This window comes from Staphylococcus sp. acrmy (assembly GCF_022690565.1).
GTDB lineage: Bacteria > Bacillota > Bacilli > Staphylococcales > Staphylococcaceae > Staphylococcus > Staphylococcus caledonicus.
The window spans coordinates 1-14918 of record NZ_JALCVE010000006.1 but is presented as its reverse complement, the minus strand read 5'-3'; the positions used below and the strand labels follow the sequence as shown (position 1 = coordinate 14918).

The 14918-nt window shown below is 31.4% G+C and carries 15 protein-coding genes and 1 pseudogene; 13 read left to right on the top strand and 3 right to left on the bottom strand.

Annotated features, from left to right (window positions below; genetic code table 11):
- Nucleotides 1–57 precede the first annotated feature (57 nt).
- The gene (locus tag FH144_RS07480) at nt 58–528 is read left to right on the top strand and encodes a MarR family transcriptional regulator (protein ID WP_242314773.1); all 471 of its coding nucleotides are present in this window, start codon (nt 58–60) and stop codon (nt 526–528) included.
- 189 nt (nt 529–717) lie between these two features.
- A pseudogene (locus tag FH144_RS07475) lies at nt 718–2086 on the top strand (MDR family MFS transporter).
- A gap of 56 nt (nt 2087–2142) precedes the next feature.
- Here FH144_RS07475 and FH144_RS07470 read toward each other — a convergent pair.
- On the bottom strand, nt 2143–3426 hold the full coding sequence (locus tag FH144_RS07470) for a S1C family serine protease (protein ID WP_242314771.1): 1284 nt from the start codon (nt 3424–3426) through the stop codon (nt 2143–2145).
- A gap of 170 nt (nt 3427–3596) precedes the next feature.
- Between FH144_RS07470 and FH144_RS07465 the strand changes: the two genes are divergently transcribed.
- From FH144_RS07465 to FH144_RS07425, 9 genes are all read left to right on the top strand, one after another.
- The gene (locus tag FH144_RS07465; protein ID WP_242314769.1) at nt 3597–4220 is read left to right on the top strand and encodes a lysophospholipid acyltransferase family protein; all 624 of its coding nucleotides are present in this window, start codon (nt 3597–3599) and stop codon (nt 4218–4220) included.
- A 378-nt stretch (nt 4221–4598) separates the two neighbouring features.
- A complete protein-coding gene (locus FH144_RS07460) occupies nt 4599–5054 on the top strand; it encodes a hypothetical protein (protein WP_242314767.1) in 456 nt (151 codons plus the stop codon).
- Nucleotides 5055–5270: 216 nt separating this feature from the next.
- A complete protein-coding gene (locus tag FH144_RS07455; RefSeq protein WP_242314766.1) occupies nt 5271–5534 on the top strand; it encodes a hypothetical protein in 264 nt (87 codons plus the stop codon).
- A 64-nt stretch (nt 5535–5598) separates the two neighbouring features.
- Entirely contained in the window at nt 5599–5991 is a 393-nt protein-coding gene (locus tag FH144_RS07450) for an LPXTG cell wall anchor domain-containing protein (RefSeq protein ID WP_242314764.1), read from the top strand.
- Between the two features lie 198 nt (nt 5992–6189).
- A complete protein-coding gene (locus FH144_RS07445) occupies nt 6190–6774 on the top strand; it encodes a cell wall protein (protein WP_242314762.1) in 585 nt (194 codons plus the stop codon).
- Between the two features lie 88 nt (nt 6775–6862).
- The gene (locus tag FH144_RS07440) at nt 6863–7573 is read left to right on the top strand and encodes a hypothetical protein (protein ID WP_242314760.1); all 711 of its coding nucleotides are present in this window, start codon (nt 6863–6865) and stop codon (nt 7571–7573) included.
- 89 nt (nt 7574–7662) lie between these two features.
- Nucleotides 7663–7803 carry a hypothetical protein gene (locus FH144_RS07435; protein WP_242314759.1) on the top strand — a complete coding sequence of 47 codons (141 nt, stop codon included), beginning with the start codon at nt 7663–7665 and terminating at the stop codon, nt 7801–7803.
- Between the two features lie 11 nt (nt 7804–7814).
- Entirely contained in the window at nt 7815–8489 is a 675-nt protein-coding gene (locus tag FH144_RS07430; RefSeq protein WP_242314758.1) for a hypothetical protein, read from the top strand.
- Between the two features lie 12 nt (nt 8490–8501).
- Nucleotides 8502–11132, top strand: coding sequence for an AAA family ATPase (locus tag FH144_RS07425; RefSeq protein ID WP_242314756.1), 2631 nt, complete (start codon nt 8502–8504; stop codon nt 11130–11132).
- An 80-nt stretch (nt 11133–11212) separates the two neighbouring features.
- Here the strand turns inward: FH144_RS07425 and FH144_RS07420 are convergent, their stop codons facing one another.
- A complete protein-coding gene (locus FH144_RS07420) occupies nt 11213–12046 on the bottom strand; it encodes an alpha/beta fold hydrolase (RefSeq protein WP_242314754.1) in 834 nt (277 codons plus the stop codon).
- 45 nt (nt 12047–12091) lie between these two features.
- Nucleotides 12092–13585 carry an FAD-dependent monooxygenase gene (locus FH144_RS07415; protein WP_242314752.1) on the bottom strand — a complete coding sequence of 498 codons (1494 nt, stop codon included), beginning with the start codon at nt 13583–13585 and terminating at the stop codon, nt 12092–12094.
- Between the two features lie 243 nt (nt 13586–13828).
- On the opposite strand from FH144_RS07415, the gene FH144_RS07410 reads away from it, so the two are divergent.
- Nucleotides 13829–14407 (top strand): LPXTG cell wall anchor domain-containing protein, encoded by a 579-nt coding sequence (locus FH144_RS07410; RefSeq protein WP_242314750.1) that lies wholly within the window; start codon nt 13829–13831, stop codon nt 14405–14407.
- A 75-nt stretch (nt 14408–14482) separates the two neighbouring features.
- Nucleotides 14483–14824, top strand: coding sequence for a hypothetical protein (locus FH144_RS07405; RefSeq protein ID WP_198611586.1), 342 nt, complete (start codon nt 14483–14485; stop codon nt 14822–14824).
- Nucleotides 14825–14918: the final 94 nt, after the last annotated feature.

Below are 14918 nucleotides of genomic sequence, written 5' to 3'. Positions count from 1 at the left end.
CGTATGATGAATGTAGGCTATAATAGAATTAATTTTCATAATTAAAAGAGTGATAAGATGGCTAAAAATAAAGAAGAAATACTTATGAGTAGTTTTAGAGATTTATTTAATAAGATTGGATGGCTTAATAAGGATAAAATGGAAGAAGCGCTACAAGGTTATAAACCAAGCGAAGTCCATTGTATTGAAGCAATTGCTGAATACCATCAGCCTAATGTACGTTATTTAGCAGATACACTTTATATGACACGTGGTGCTATTAGTAAGTTGACTAAACGCCTCCAGCAAAAAGAACTCGTGGAAAGTTTTAAAAGTGAAGAAAATAAAAAAGAGATTTACTTTAAATTGACTAATAAAGGTAAAGAAGTTTATCAAACGCATTCACGATTACATCAACAATTTCAACAACGGGATCAAGAAGTTTTTGATAGTATGACTGATGAGGAATTTGATAATATGATGGCTTTTATTAATAGATATAATCACCACTTAGATTATCAAATTCAAGTTGAACAACGTATTCCATAAAGGCTTGAACATGTGTGAATTGTCATTCTAGAGTACTAAAATTCCCAATTAAATTATAGTTGGGAATTTTTTATAACTTATTATTGTTGACAAGGAAACAAAATGAGGGTATATTTTGTTGACGAAGAAACAATATTAAGGAGTAAGATTTTGACAGATACAGATAATACTCAACTTTCAAAATCAACTATGACGGCTGCATGGGCTATTGCGCTTGGAGCTATAGCACCAATGCTTGATTCTACAATGATCAATATAGCAATTAAACAACTTAATCAAACCTTTGGGACAACGTTAGATAGTGTTCAATGGGGGATTACAGGTTATGTACTTGCCTTAGCAATGATAATTCCAGTTGCTGGATGGTTAATTAATCATTTTAATGGTAAACAAGTTTTTATTAGTGCCTCTATATTGTTCGGCGTAGCTTCATTATTTGTAGGTGTAAGTTGGAATATTGAAACATTTATATTATTTCGAGTTATTCAAGGATTAAGTGGGGGCATTATAACTACCGTTATGTTTAGTCTGTTAATTAAAACGACAGGACAAGAACATATTGGGAAGGTCATGGCAATTGTGAGTACACCTATGATATTAGGCCCTATACTCGGCCCAGTCATTGGCGGTTTTATTATTCATTATGCTACATGGCGTTGGATGTTCTTTATTAATATAGTAGTTGTGGTTATAGCCATCATGCTACAAATTAAATTTCTACCCAATTTTAAGCCACTTAATAAGGACAAATCACTCGATGTAATAGGTGTCGTAGTTCTCGCGTTGATAAGTTTGGTTTTTATTTATGGGTTGACTAAAGCTACCGATTATCATCATTTTCTAAATACTGAAACTATCATTTATGTAAGCGTAGGTCTCGGTTTAGTGATTATTTATTATCTTTATAATCGTTAAGAATGACACTATCTTACCATTATCTTTATTTAAGAAAAGAAATTATACCGCTTCATTTATCGGTTTGTTTCTGTTTAATGTAGGTATTATGGGACCTATGGTTATCATACCTTTATATTTTCAAACCTTTAAGCACTATACAGCAATTGGCGCTACGTTGGCACTTATCCCTCAAGGACTTGGTATGCTTCTTACACGTCCTTATATAGGTAAAGCTATCGACAAATATGGCGCTAAATGGGTTGTTATCATTAGCTTAGTTATCGCAATGTTTGGTTCAATCCCTTTACTATTGATTACTCAACATACCAGTATACTTTGGTTGGCGCTTATTCTATTTATACGTGGATGTAGCGTAGGAGGCATTAATCTAGGATTAACTACCGATGCGTATATGGGACTTGATGATAATGAAATTGCCGAAGCGGGTGTAGGGGTAAATATGATTGAAAATATTGGTTCAAGTTTCGGTACTGCATTTATTGCTACAATCTTAGTAATGGTAGTTCATCAGTTAGATTCTTCAGTTGAAAATAATCTTACGGCATACCATGCAGGGTTCTTAGTGTCGGTTATCGCATTAATCATTATTGTGATTCCATCACTCTTTCTTACTCATAAAAGAAAAGATTTAGCAAAATAATAAAAATGCACATCAGGCTATGAAATATAGCTAGATGTGCATTTTCTGTATTGGTATTATTGTATAAATTGACTACTACCATTACTACCAAATTCTGAGTTGGATGATGACTCTGAATTTATAGAAGTGGATTTTTGATTTTTCAAATTAACTGTAACTTCTTTTGTTTTACCGTCACGTTCCACTGTTAATTTAGCAGTTTCGCCTGGTTTTTTATTTTGATATAAATAAGTTCTTAAATCAGTATCTTCTTCAACTTTTTCACCGTCAATTTTAGTGATGATATCGCCAACTTTTAAATCGCTTGAGCTATCAACTTTTCCAACGTAAACGCCAGTTTCACGATCAGTGTTGAGTTCTTTCTTATATGAATTTGGAATATCACTTAAGTTTAGCAAGCCGATACCAATTGATGCACGTTCGATTTTACCGTTTTTCACTAACTGTTCTATGGTAACTTTAACTTCATTACTTGGAATTGCAAAACCGATACCTTCCACCTGTTCGGCAGCAATTTTCATCGAGTTGATACCGACTAGGTTACCGTTAATATCAATCAGTGCACCACCAGAGTTACCTGGATTAATAGCAGCATCCGTTTGTAGCACATTGACTTTCGTACCACCTGAAGTTGTATTAGACTCAATCGTACGTTCATTTGCGGAAATAATACCAGAAGTAACTGAATTCGCAAACTCTAGGCCGAGTGGGTTACCCATCGCAAATACGCTATCGCCGGTTTGAACTTTTGAAGAATTGGCAAATTTAATCGCTTTGATTCCTTTAGTATTATCAATTTTTAATACAGCAATATCAGATACCGCATCTTTACCAATGAGCTTAGCTTTGACTTGCTTACCACTATGTAATTGAACTTTGATTTCTGAAGCACCACTAATTACGTGATTATTAGTTACGATATAAGCTGAATCATCATTCTTTTGATAAATCACACCAGATCCAACCCCAGCTTGTTCAGCTTTAGAAGAAGATTTACCTTGTAATAAGTCATTGAAGCTAGTAGCTTTTTGCATATTAATCACGCCTACAATAGCAGGGGATACGTCTTTAATCATCGCATTGACGGATTTATATTTCTCACTTTTACCATCAAGCACGTTGCCACCTTTACTATTAGTCGCTTCTTGAACTTGTGAGCCATTATCATTTAAGCCAAACATTCCCAACATTTTACTTGCACCTAACACTAATAATGCGCCTATAATACCTGCAATTAGAGCGACCAAGATAGTTTTAAACCATGGGAATTTAGGTTTCCTTGGTTGAGATTGTTGGTAATTGAAATGTGCTGATTGATTATCTTGATTGTAGTCAGACATTTTAAACCTCCATTATTAAATAAATTATTACCTTAATTATGAATATTTTTTGGAAAATTTGCTAGTAAAGTACTATCAGACTTTAGATGTATCTTTGTGAAATCTTGTTCAAAAATGTGGATAGTGATAAAATCAAGAAAGCGTAGAAAACAAGAAGCAGGTGGCAGAAAATGTATAAATTAGTAAGTGGATTTTTAGATATTATTTTAGTGAAAATGGCTAAATCTTTATATGTATTAGGTAAAGAGAACATACCTAAAGATAATAAGTATGTAGTAACATGTACTCATGAAAGCTATAACGAGGTTATTATGTTAGGTGTCGCACTTTACCCAAATGAAATTCATTATATGGCGAAAAAAGAATTATTTAATAACAAATGGTTCGGTAAATTCTTAACGTCTTTAAATGCATTTCCAGTAAACCGTGAAAATCCTGGACCAAGTACGTTAAAACGCCCAGTGAATTTATTAAGAGAAAATAAAACTGTAGGGATTTTCCCAGCAGGACATCGTACATCTGTTGAAGGTGCACCTTTAAAACGTGGTGCCTCAACTATCGCATTACTTGGTAAAGCACCTATTTTACCAGCAGCATACGTAGGTCCAAAAAAATTACAAGGCTTAATCACAGGCCAAGCTTTAATTAAATTTGGTAAACCTATCTATCCATCAGATATTCCAAAAGAATTAAAACGTAATGAAAAAATCGATTTCTTAACAAAAGAAATTGAAACACGTACAGCTCAATTACAAAAAGAACTTCGTCTTATTCAAGATGGATTGAATGACTAAGTTTAATCAAAGAAGATTTCTCACGTTAGAAGTCTTCTTTTTATATGAATAAATATCTATATAACAACAACTAAATTAGAAAGAAGGTGAGGATTTGCGAGAGTTAGAGAAATACGCAAAGGTTACATATATTTCAATTTTTGTATTGATATTATTTTGACTATTAATGAGTATTGTTATTCAAGGTATACTATATCCACCAACTAAAAATGTGAGTTCAACTTTTGATGCGTTAATTTACTATTCACATTTAAAAGGGTACTATGGCTTGACCACGTAACTAAAGGTATAAGTTATTTGTTGGGGTTGATTATACCTATATATGTCTTTATTAAATTTAAATCTAAAATTGGATACATAAACAGTAATACTATCATAATGTTAGTATTTGGATTAGTATACTTTTTGATAAATGGAATGTCTTTAATAGTGCAAGGCATTACTGCTGAATATACTATTAATAGTGTAAAAAATAATAACATACATTATAGTCATGATTTTGCTGTAAATTTATTTAACTGGGTGATTAAAGACGGTGGTATTTCATTCAGTACATACATAACGTGTAGTATATGTCTTTTAATATGGATATATGCTTCATCATCATTTTTGAAAAGTAGTAGAAATAAGGTTTTATCAATGATTGTTAATGTAATCAAAGTGGTGATTATACCACTTGTTATCATCGCCATAATATCTAGTATTTATCAAAACATTAGTTTAACTAATACTTTCTTTTCAATAATAGATATATTGGCACTAATATGGATATTTATCTTGTTATTTAATAAAAGCGAAGCGGTTGAGAATAGTTTAAAATTTGAACGTAGCTAGAGTAAGTTTTTTATAAAAACTAAATCGATTAAAATTATTAATTTCCCTATCTTTTACGAGGTTAGGGAATTTTTTTATGTTTAAAAACTAAAATAAGTTAATTATTTTATGTAAATAGACATGATGTGTCACGCTTGTTTGGTACTATTAAAGCGTACATCAAGATTACTTTTTATATTCAAATAGGTGAATACTAATTTAATTGGAGGCGTTTTTATGAAAACAACAAAAATCATAGGATCTACAACTTTAGCAGGCACATTATTATTTACAGGCTTTGGTGCGACTCATTTTAATGAAGCACATGCAGATTCACAAGATAAAGAAACACTTACTTTAGCTACTCCTGAAAAATGGCAAAAGAAACATGATGAAATGCTAAAAGGTCGACTTGCAAATCCAAATCATGGAGGAGAAGGTGGCGGACCTACTTCAATCAATAGTTATGATAAGAGTTATGCAGAATATGTAAAAACATAATTTAGATTATGCTAAAAATAGTAACTGGGTAGATATAAAAGTTCCTCAAGAAGGTAAAGATTATTTGAATGGTAATCAAACTCAAGCAAATAATAACGCTACTCAATCATCACAAGCTACAAACCAAACAGTAAACAATAATTCTAACAATCAAGGTATGGCTCAAAATAATGAACAACCTACTCAAGCTACAGATAATACAGTAAACAATAATGCTAATAACCAAGCTATGACACAAGATGGCCAACAACAAACACAAGCTATGAATAATACTGCAGTAGCTAATCATAATGCTAATGAACAACAAACAAATCAAATGACACAATCAGATGCCAAAGTATTACCGGAAACTGGTGAAACAGCATCAAACGGAACTTTAGTAACACTAGTTGCCTCAGTATTACTAGCAGCTGGATCTTTATTAACATTTAAACGCTTTTCAAAAAATAATCAATAATTAAAAATTATTAAGAAGATTACGACGTATCGTCTACGTTGTAGTCTTCTTTTTCTTTCATTTACATTATTTATGCAAAATATTTATATAATTTACGTCTAAATAGACATGATGTGTCTTTGGCGTTTGATATTATTTTAGGTGTATTACATGTTTGATTTGAAGAGATATAAATATACCTTAAGTGGAGGCGTTTTGATGAAAGCAACGAAAATTGTAGGAGCAACAACTTTAGCAGGTGCATTATTATTTAGTGGGGTAAATGCACATGCGGCGGAAAGCGAAGTCAATGCAAATAATGCTGTGAATATTGCATCCGATGTGATGAAAAAAGGTGGCAGTGCTCCAGAAAATATTGATTTTCATAGTGCAAAAGATAAAGGAGATTACTACTTCGTCGATTTTAATAATAAGTCTGGTGTTGGTTCAGGAGGAGTAAGAGTATATAAAGATGGTACTGTCGAGGTAGGATCGGGATATTTCGGCTCTTCTGATAAAGGCGATTTCAATGTAAGCGGACAATATCAATTTGCTGAAAATCAAAACAATACTAACGAATCATCACAAGCTACAGATAACACTGTGGATAATAACCAAACTATGACACAGGATAGCCAACAACCTTCACAAACTTCAGATAACGCTACAATGACTCATAAAACTAGTGAAGAGAATATGAACCAAATGACACAATCAAATGCTAAAGAATTACCAACAACAGGTGAGACTTCTAATAGTACTCTAATCACGCTAGTCGTCTTCACTATTTTTACATACGATTAATTTTAAAATCATTCAAAATTTCACATATCGAAAATATTATTAAAGTCTCTACATAAATCATTCAAAATAAATATTTTAGGAAGAAAATATGAAAAAAATAGCTATAGAAATTCTAAGTTCTGCTCTAATTCTAAGTGCATGTTCTTCACATAAAGACGAAAATGAGAACAATAAAACCAATAACACGAATAAATCAGAAAGCACTAGCAAACAAGAAAATAATAAAAGTGAATCTCATAAACAAGAAATGAAAGAAACAACTTTTAGTGATGTATTTAATGATGGGAAAGAACATCTAGTTTATAAATTAAACGAAAAAAATTACAACAATGATATATATACTAAAGAGCAATTTAAAAAAGAAGCAAAAAGAATTATGAAAGATGATTTTGAAGTTGAAAGAGTATTTAATATTAAAGATAATAAAGGGTTTGAATATACGTTTAGTCCGGATTCGGTAGATGATAAATTACCTGAGGGAACAACATTTAATCAATTATCTAAAAATAGTATAAGTGAAAATCATAGAAAATTTGAAAAATTATTAAAAATAAATATTAAAGAGAAAAATGATAATTTAATTGAAAAAGAGAATATAGGTATACCTCATAGTCCTAAAGGTTTGAAGAAAATTTACTACACTAAGAATAATAAACTATATTCTGAGGATTATGAAATAGTTAAGTATACGCGTGAACAAAAAGATGACATTGATATTGATTTTAAGGATATTTGGAAACCTAGTTATCAACCTATGCTTGCTGATACATTTTTCCCTAAGAAAAAAAATTCTCTGTAGAACCCTTCACATTAAATGGTAAAACATATGCTGGTATAGCTGAAGGATCATATGATTCGAATGAGCCTAAGGAATTAAGCTATTCATATATGTTGATTACTGAGGTCCCTAAAAACACTAAAATCGTTCTTGATAAAGACACATCCGATGGCAAGATTAAGAAATACGAAGACACAGATGAGTATAAAACAAAGAAAGAAAAAGAAAAGAAAGAATTTGACAATCTTTAATTAAGGAATGGATGCTAAGATGGATACAAAAAAATTCGGAGATTACACAAAAATTCGGAGCTTACACAAAAACAGATAATAATCAAAATAATCAATTCCATGATGATTCAAAAGAAACTAATGATAATTTAGAACAAAATCAGAGCTATGGACATCATACTCAAAATAGTAATGAAGATTTAGCTAACAAGTTTGGAGCTAATTCTAATGCGTCCTATACTGACTATCAATCTAGTTCATCATTTGGTGCTCACACAAATGATAATAATACAGAGTTTGGTACGGAAAACTTTGGTGCCTCTTCAGAAAAGAGTTCAAATTCATTTGTGAAAAATTTTCTCAATATATTTAAACTTGATTCGACGGGCAAATGGATTCAAAGAGGCATAATTTCATTAATATTCTTTGCCTTTTTCTCACTTATGGGTGGACTCAGTGCATATGGGGTCGTGGTTATACTAAATCTTATATTATTCCCATTTTTAATGTGTGTCGTGGATCATTTACTAAATAAACTTATTAGTAGTTCAAGTTTTGTAAAAGATTTAAGTGAAATGGGAATAAAATCTTTAGTCATCAAAGTAATAATTAAATATATGTTCTATTACTTTGTATGGGGATTCTCATGCTTTTTAGGTATTATAGCAATTATCTATTTATATGCACTGGCAAAAAAATTAGGTTAGGAGTCGTATAAGATGAAGAAACCAATTCTCGTAGGAAAAGGGTTTAGAAGAATTAGTTTTGCTCATTTAATAAAAGAAACGAATATACCAAATGATAGTGTAATAGTATTTGAAAATATGGGAAATGAGCCTCATATCTTTGAAAATGGTGTAAGTATAACTAATTTAGGAGTTACATTGAGAGGGGAAAATAATCCAGAAGATGTAGTTTTGAAAACAGGACTAAAATGTAAAGATAGTAATATTCTTATCGAAAATTTAACTATTGATGCTAGGGATTATTTAGAATATGGCTTAGGGTTTGAAAGGTGCAATGTTACTTTAAGAAATATTATTATAAAAACAAATCGGCAAGTAAATTCTATTATAGCTACTGCATATAGTAATATAAAAATTGAAAATGTCACGATTCTTAAAGAACCTCACTCTACGGAAATGAGTTCAGATATATTTATCAATTCTAATTCAAAAGCTTTAATAATTAATTCACTATTAGATACGGTTACAGCATATAAAAATTCTTATATAGAAATGAAAGAGAATATGTTAAAAGGATATTTAAGTGTCCAAAAAAGTAGTGAGGCACAAATCACAGGATTATATTTTGATAATCCTAAAACAGAAAGTGATATTAAAGTATTAAGTGATAGTCAAGTATATATTAATGAAATAAATGTTATATCAGGTACTTCTAAAGCGTTAGTTACTGGTTCATATTTATCTTTAAACGGAATAAATACTGATAATGTTAACGGTTATAGAGTTTATGTAAATGACTTTTCAGATGCAGTTGGGGAAGGATTTAGCGTTGTAACCCCACATTCAACACAAATGAGTCATTCAACTACAGGAGAAACACTCGCGGATGAAGTCAACTATACTGAAACAACGGAATCTTATAATCAAACTTCCGAATCCTATATTGAAAATGATTACTCCACTGAGGACAACGAATATTATATAAATAATGAATCAATAACTAACTCAAATACTCAGAAAGAAAATACTCAAAATGCTACAAGAGCAATTGATGAAATAAATGAACTCATTGGTCTAGACACGGTTAAAGACGGTATTAAGAAATTTATAAATATTGCTAAAATAAATAAAGTTAAAGAAGAAAAAGGGCTACAACAAAATTCTCCAGTGATGCACTCATTATTTGTCGGTAATCCAGGAACCGGAAAAACTACAGTAGCTCGTTTAGTTGCAAGAGCTTTATATGAAGAGGGAGTAACCCAAAGTGATTCTTTTATCGAGGTAAGTAGACAAGATTTAGTGTCTGAATTTATTGGTAAAACAGCTATTCAAACGGAAGAAATTTTAAAAGATGCCCTAGGTGGTGTCTTGTTCATTGATGAAGCTTATACGTTGGTTGGTAACGAAGGAGATAGAGGTGTTGGCCAAGAAGCTATCAATGTAATCCTAAAATTTATGGAAGATCATAGAAATGAAATTATGATTATATTTGCAGGTTATACTAATGAAATGATTGAGTTTAAAAATTCAAATCCAGGATTAGCTTCTAGAATACCTCATACATTTGATTTCGAAGATTATAATTTACCACAATTACAAGAAATTGGAGTTAAATCTTTATATAAGAATGAATACAACTTCGATTTAAACGAGTACTATAGAGCGATGTCTAGCGAATATAATCTTAACTTCGATAATAGTAATGGCCGTTGGGTAAGGAATTTTAATGAAAAATTAACCTCTCAACAAATGCAAAGAATTGCTGAAAGTGGAGATTATGAAGATGAAAATGCATTAATGGAAATTACTCACGAAGACTTAGCAATATTCCTAAACCAAGATAACGACTCAAATCAATCCTTACAAAAACTAATAGATGAATTAAATAACTTAGTAGGTTTAAATTCCGTAAAAGAAACTGTAAGCGCAATAATTAACGAAGTTAAATTTAATAAAATGCTTGAAGATAAAGGGCAAATTGTTCCTAATAGTAATTACCATATGATTTTTACTGGCTCACCTGGTACAGGTAAGACTACAGTCGCGAGATTAGTATCTCAAATATTTGGTCAACTAGGCATTCTGGCTAAAGGACACTTAGTTGAAACGGATAGAAGCAGATTAATTGGTAAGTATATCGGTCATACAGGGAAAAATACTAAAACAGCAGTGGAACATGCTATGGGAGGCGTGCTCTTTATAGATGAAGCTTATCAATTAGTATCCTCGAATGAAAATGATTTTGGTGAGCAAGCGATTGAAACGCTTATAACCGAATTAGAAAATAATCGAGGGAAATTTATCGCAATTTTTGCAGGTTATGAAGATGATATGAAACGCTTTATTGAAGCGAATGAAGGTCTTCAATCCCGAGTTCCTTATGAAATACATTTTGAAGATTATACGCCACAACAAATCGCAGATATTGTAATTTTAACCCTCGAAAAAGAAGAATGGACATTTAACGAACAATTATTAAGAGAAAAAGTTATTAGCATCTATTCTAATGTAGAGGATTCTAAAAAATCTAATGGTCGATGGGCTAGAAATTTTGTACAAGATCTTTTAATTAAACACAAAAATAAAATTATCAACACAGCAAACCCTAATAGCGACATAACTCATATAGATGATGAGACGATTCATGACTTGATTAGTAATTAAATATACTGAAAAAGACGACTATGACGTGATATTTTAACGTCATAGTCGTCTTCATTTTTCCTAAAACAAATAATTAAATTTTAGTTCCACGTATTGATTAAAGTCTCACTAAATTCTTTCGGCGAATGCACATAACCGAAATGACCACCAGGTGTACGCACCACGTTGATGTTAAGTTGTTCAGCGATATAATTGTTCACTTTATCTACAAACGTATCTTTAGATTCTGCTCCGCTTAATAAAGTAATAAGTGATTTGTTTTTAGCTAAATCTTCAAGTGTAATATCGGAATGGGTATATTGTCTAATCTCATATTTTGCCCAAAATAATGTTTGTTCATATTTTTGCTTTTGAGCTTCGCTATCTTTAACGTTAAATTGAGATGCAGTTTCCATATCTTCTGAAGAAGCATTATTCTTTTTGGAAAAGGTCTTCATTCCTTCTTCAAGTCCCTTATTAAAGATGTCATCTACAATATCTTCATTTTTCTCTTTCCAATACGTCGCGTCAGGTAAAAAAGTGTTAATCGGTGGTTCATGGAAGGCAATTTTATTAATTATTTCAGGGTAGTCTTTGAGTAAGTGCATCGCTACGATAGCACCAGAGCTAGTACCTAAAACATATATTGATTCATCAGTTAGATGTTTAGCTAATTCGACTATATCCTTTACGTCTCGTTTAATTCTATAGTCATCGTAAGCATTCTTCGCACGTTCTGGTAAAGTCTCTGTGAAATTACTTTTACCATAGCCACGACGATCGTATGTCACTACGCTAAATTGATGCTTTAATTGCTCAACGAATGGTTCGAAGATATCTCCCGTACCATTTGCCCCTGGGATTAAGATTAATAGGGGACCATGGCCTTCAATATTATAATTAATATTCGCTCCATTTAATTCTAAGGTATTCAAAACATAATTCCTCCATTTTAATAGTCTTTTATAGCATCATTAATTTTAAAACCATTTAGTAAGCTCTTTTTGAAAATCTGAAGCGTTAAATTTCTCAGAACTAGCCCAAGCTACATGACCATCAGGTCTGATGAAAAGTGTAGAGATGCCTTTTACATCTTCATGTTCTGTTACACTTCCAGAAATGCAGTGAATATAATTTGTCACGGATTCTGGAACTTCAGGAGTTTCAGTATTAGTTAAATCAATAAGTAAAAATTTCTGATCTCGTAATAATTCAAAGATTGTATATTTTTCTCCGTTGTTAGAGGTAATGTCTAAATTTCTCATCGGCTTGCCAACGAGTGTTTCCTCATTTTCCCCATAAGAAAAATTTAGACCAGCTAATTCACTAGAAAGTCGTTTATTAACTTCATCCATTGGAATAAAATAAGTTTCAAAATAGCGTTTAAATGAAATCATATCTTTTGAAAAGTTTAATTGAATGGCCGTCTGATGATTAACGCCATCTAAATGTGCAATAACGGCCGGTTTACGTTCATCTTCGTAACTTTCTAATAAGCCGTTTGATTTACCACGCTTAACGGTATAAGCTAATTTCCAACCTAAGTTAAAAGCGTCTTGTAAACAAAAATTCATTCCAACGCCTGCAGCAGGGTAGTGTATACGAACTGATTCTCCTACTAAAAAGACGCGTTCTGTTTGCATCTTTACAGCCATATACATTGCATCATTAAATCTTAGTGAAGATTTAACATTATCTAAGTCGAAATCTCTATCCCAAATATTCTTAATACTTGTTTTAACTTTTTCAAGATCAACAGGTTGATTTTTATGAAGTTCAGTCGTATCTTCTGCATCAATAACAGTAAAACGTGTGAGATTTTTACCCATTGGAATGACTAAACACCAACCATGTTCATTGTCAGTTACTCTTGCCTGACGTTCTGACCACGGAAATGGTATTTCAACTTCTAAATTAACGATAGAATGTGTAGGTTCATAGCCATTCCATTGAATACCTAATGACTTTCTCACCGTACTATTACCACCGTCAGCTCCAACTACATATTTACAAGTTAAAGTTTTGTTATGACTATTTTCATCTAATATATCTACTTCAACATAGTCCTCTTGTTCTCTAACATCTGTTACTTCTATATTACGTTTAAAGTTAGATCCTAATTGTGTTGCTCGTTCTGCAAGTATTTTTTCAGTTTCAACTTGAGTTAACAGTAATTTATACGGAAATGAACTGTCTAATTTAGAATAATCTAGCCCAGATAAACCAGCCCAAACGCCACCACTTGATTTTGGATGTGGGTTGAATTCTTGTGCTCTATTGATAAACGTTTCCACAAATCCTCTAGAATCAAATATCTCTAGTACTCTCGGTTGTATGACCCCTGCTCTTGAAAGGGAAGGCTCTTTACGCTTTTCAAGAATTAACGTATCTACTCCAAATTGCGCTAATTCATTACCTACCATTAAACCTGATGGACCTCCACCGACGATAATAACTTCAGTATCTAGATTCATTTAAATTCCACCTTTTTTTCTTTATCTTATTTAAAACTAATACAAAACAGCCCCTCGAACAACAATCAAAATAATCCAGATTGTTTAGTACTAAACATATATATTTAAAACGTTCTTTATATGATTAATAAGAAAGTAATTTAACGGACATTTAATGTCTTATTTATTTGATAAAGTTCAATTGTACATCATACAAAGTACGAAATATTAAATAACTTAAATATGTATATGGAGGTATTTTTTATGAAAATGAAAAAACTTATGGTAACAACAACATTAGCTAGCACATTATTATTTACAGGTATAAACATGAACCAAGCTAAAGCTATGGGTACAGAAACTAATGTAAATGAAAATAATGCGATTCAAGTAGCCAAAGATGTTTTTACAGATTATGGTAATGAACCTACGCTAACAAACTATTATGGTACTTATGATAAAGGCGATTATTATTTTATTCAGACGACTAATAAATCTGGCATGGGAGTAGGCGGTGCACGTGTCTATAAAGACGGTACAGTTCAATACAACAGTGGTATTTACGGAGAACAAGATCAAGGTGAATTCAATGAAGTAGGTAAGTATGAATTTGCTCAACAAACGGAAAATAACAACACTGTAGATAATAATACTAATGATGAAAATGTAACTAACACAAATGCTCAAGAAAATACAAATTCTCAACAACAATTAGAAGCTCAATCATTACCAGAGACTGGAAAGGAATCAACTAATACTGATATAGGAGTGATGGTTGCTTCAGTATTATTAGCAATGGGAAGCCTATTAGTACTTAACCGTCGAATAAGTTATAAAAAATAAAGTTAATTAAGATTAATAACTTCTTTAAAAATTTTAATAAATATTTATGAACGATAAAACAAAAGGAGTAAAATTATGAAAAAGATTTTTATATTATGTATTGGAGCGCTTTTAATTTTAGTAGCATGCGGTAGCAAGTTAGATGGTACATATAACAACAGTGAGATGAGTGTAACTGTTAGCGAAGATAGTAATGACGCTACAATGCACTTGGATTATTTAGAAAATGATGGAGGTATATTTGGTGTTGAAAAAAATGATGGTAATGTAAAAGGACATGTTGATAAAAGTAAAAAAACAATGACTTTTAATATGGAAGAAGGAGATATAAAATTTGACTACAAAGTCAAAGGTGATAAATTAATTCTTCAAAATCCTGATAAAAGTGATGAAAAGTTTGAATTAAGTAAAGAGTAAGCAATTAAAATTACAAAAATAAGCTAAATGGTAATTTCTATTAAATAAGATAGAAGTTACCATTTTTCTTTGCCCGAAATAATTTGTACATAAT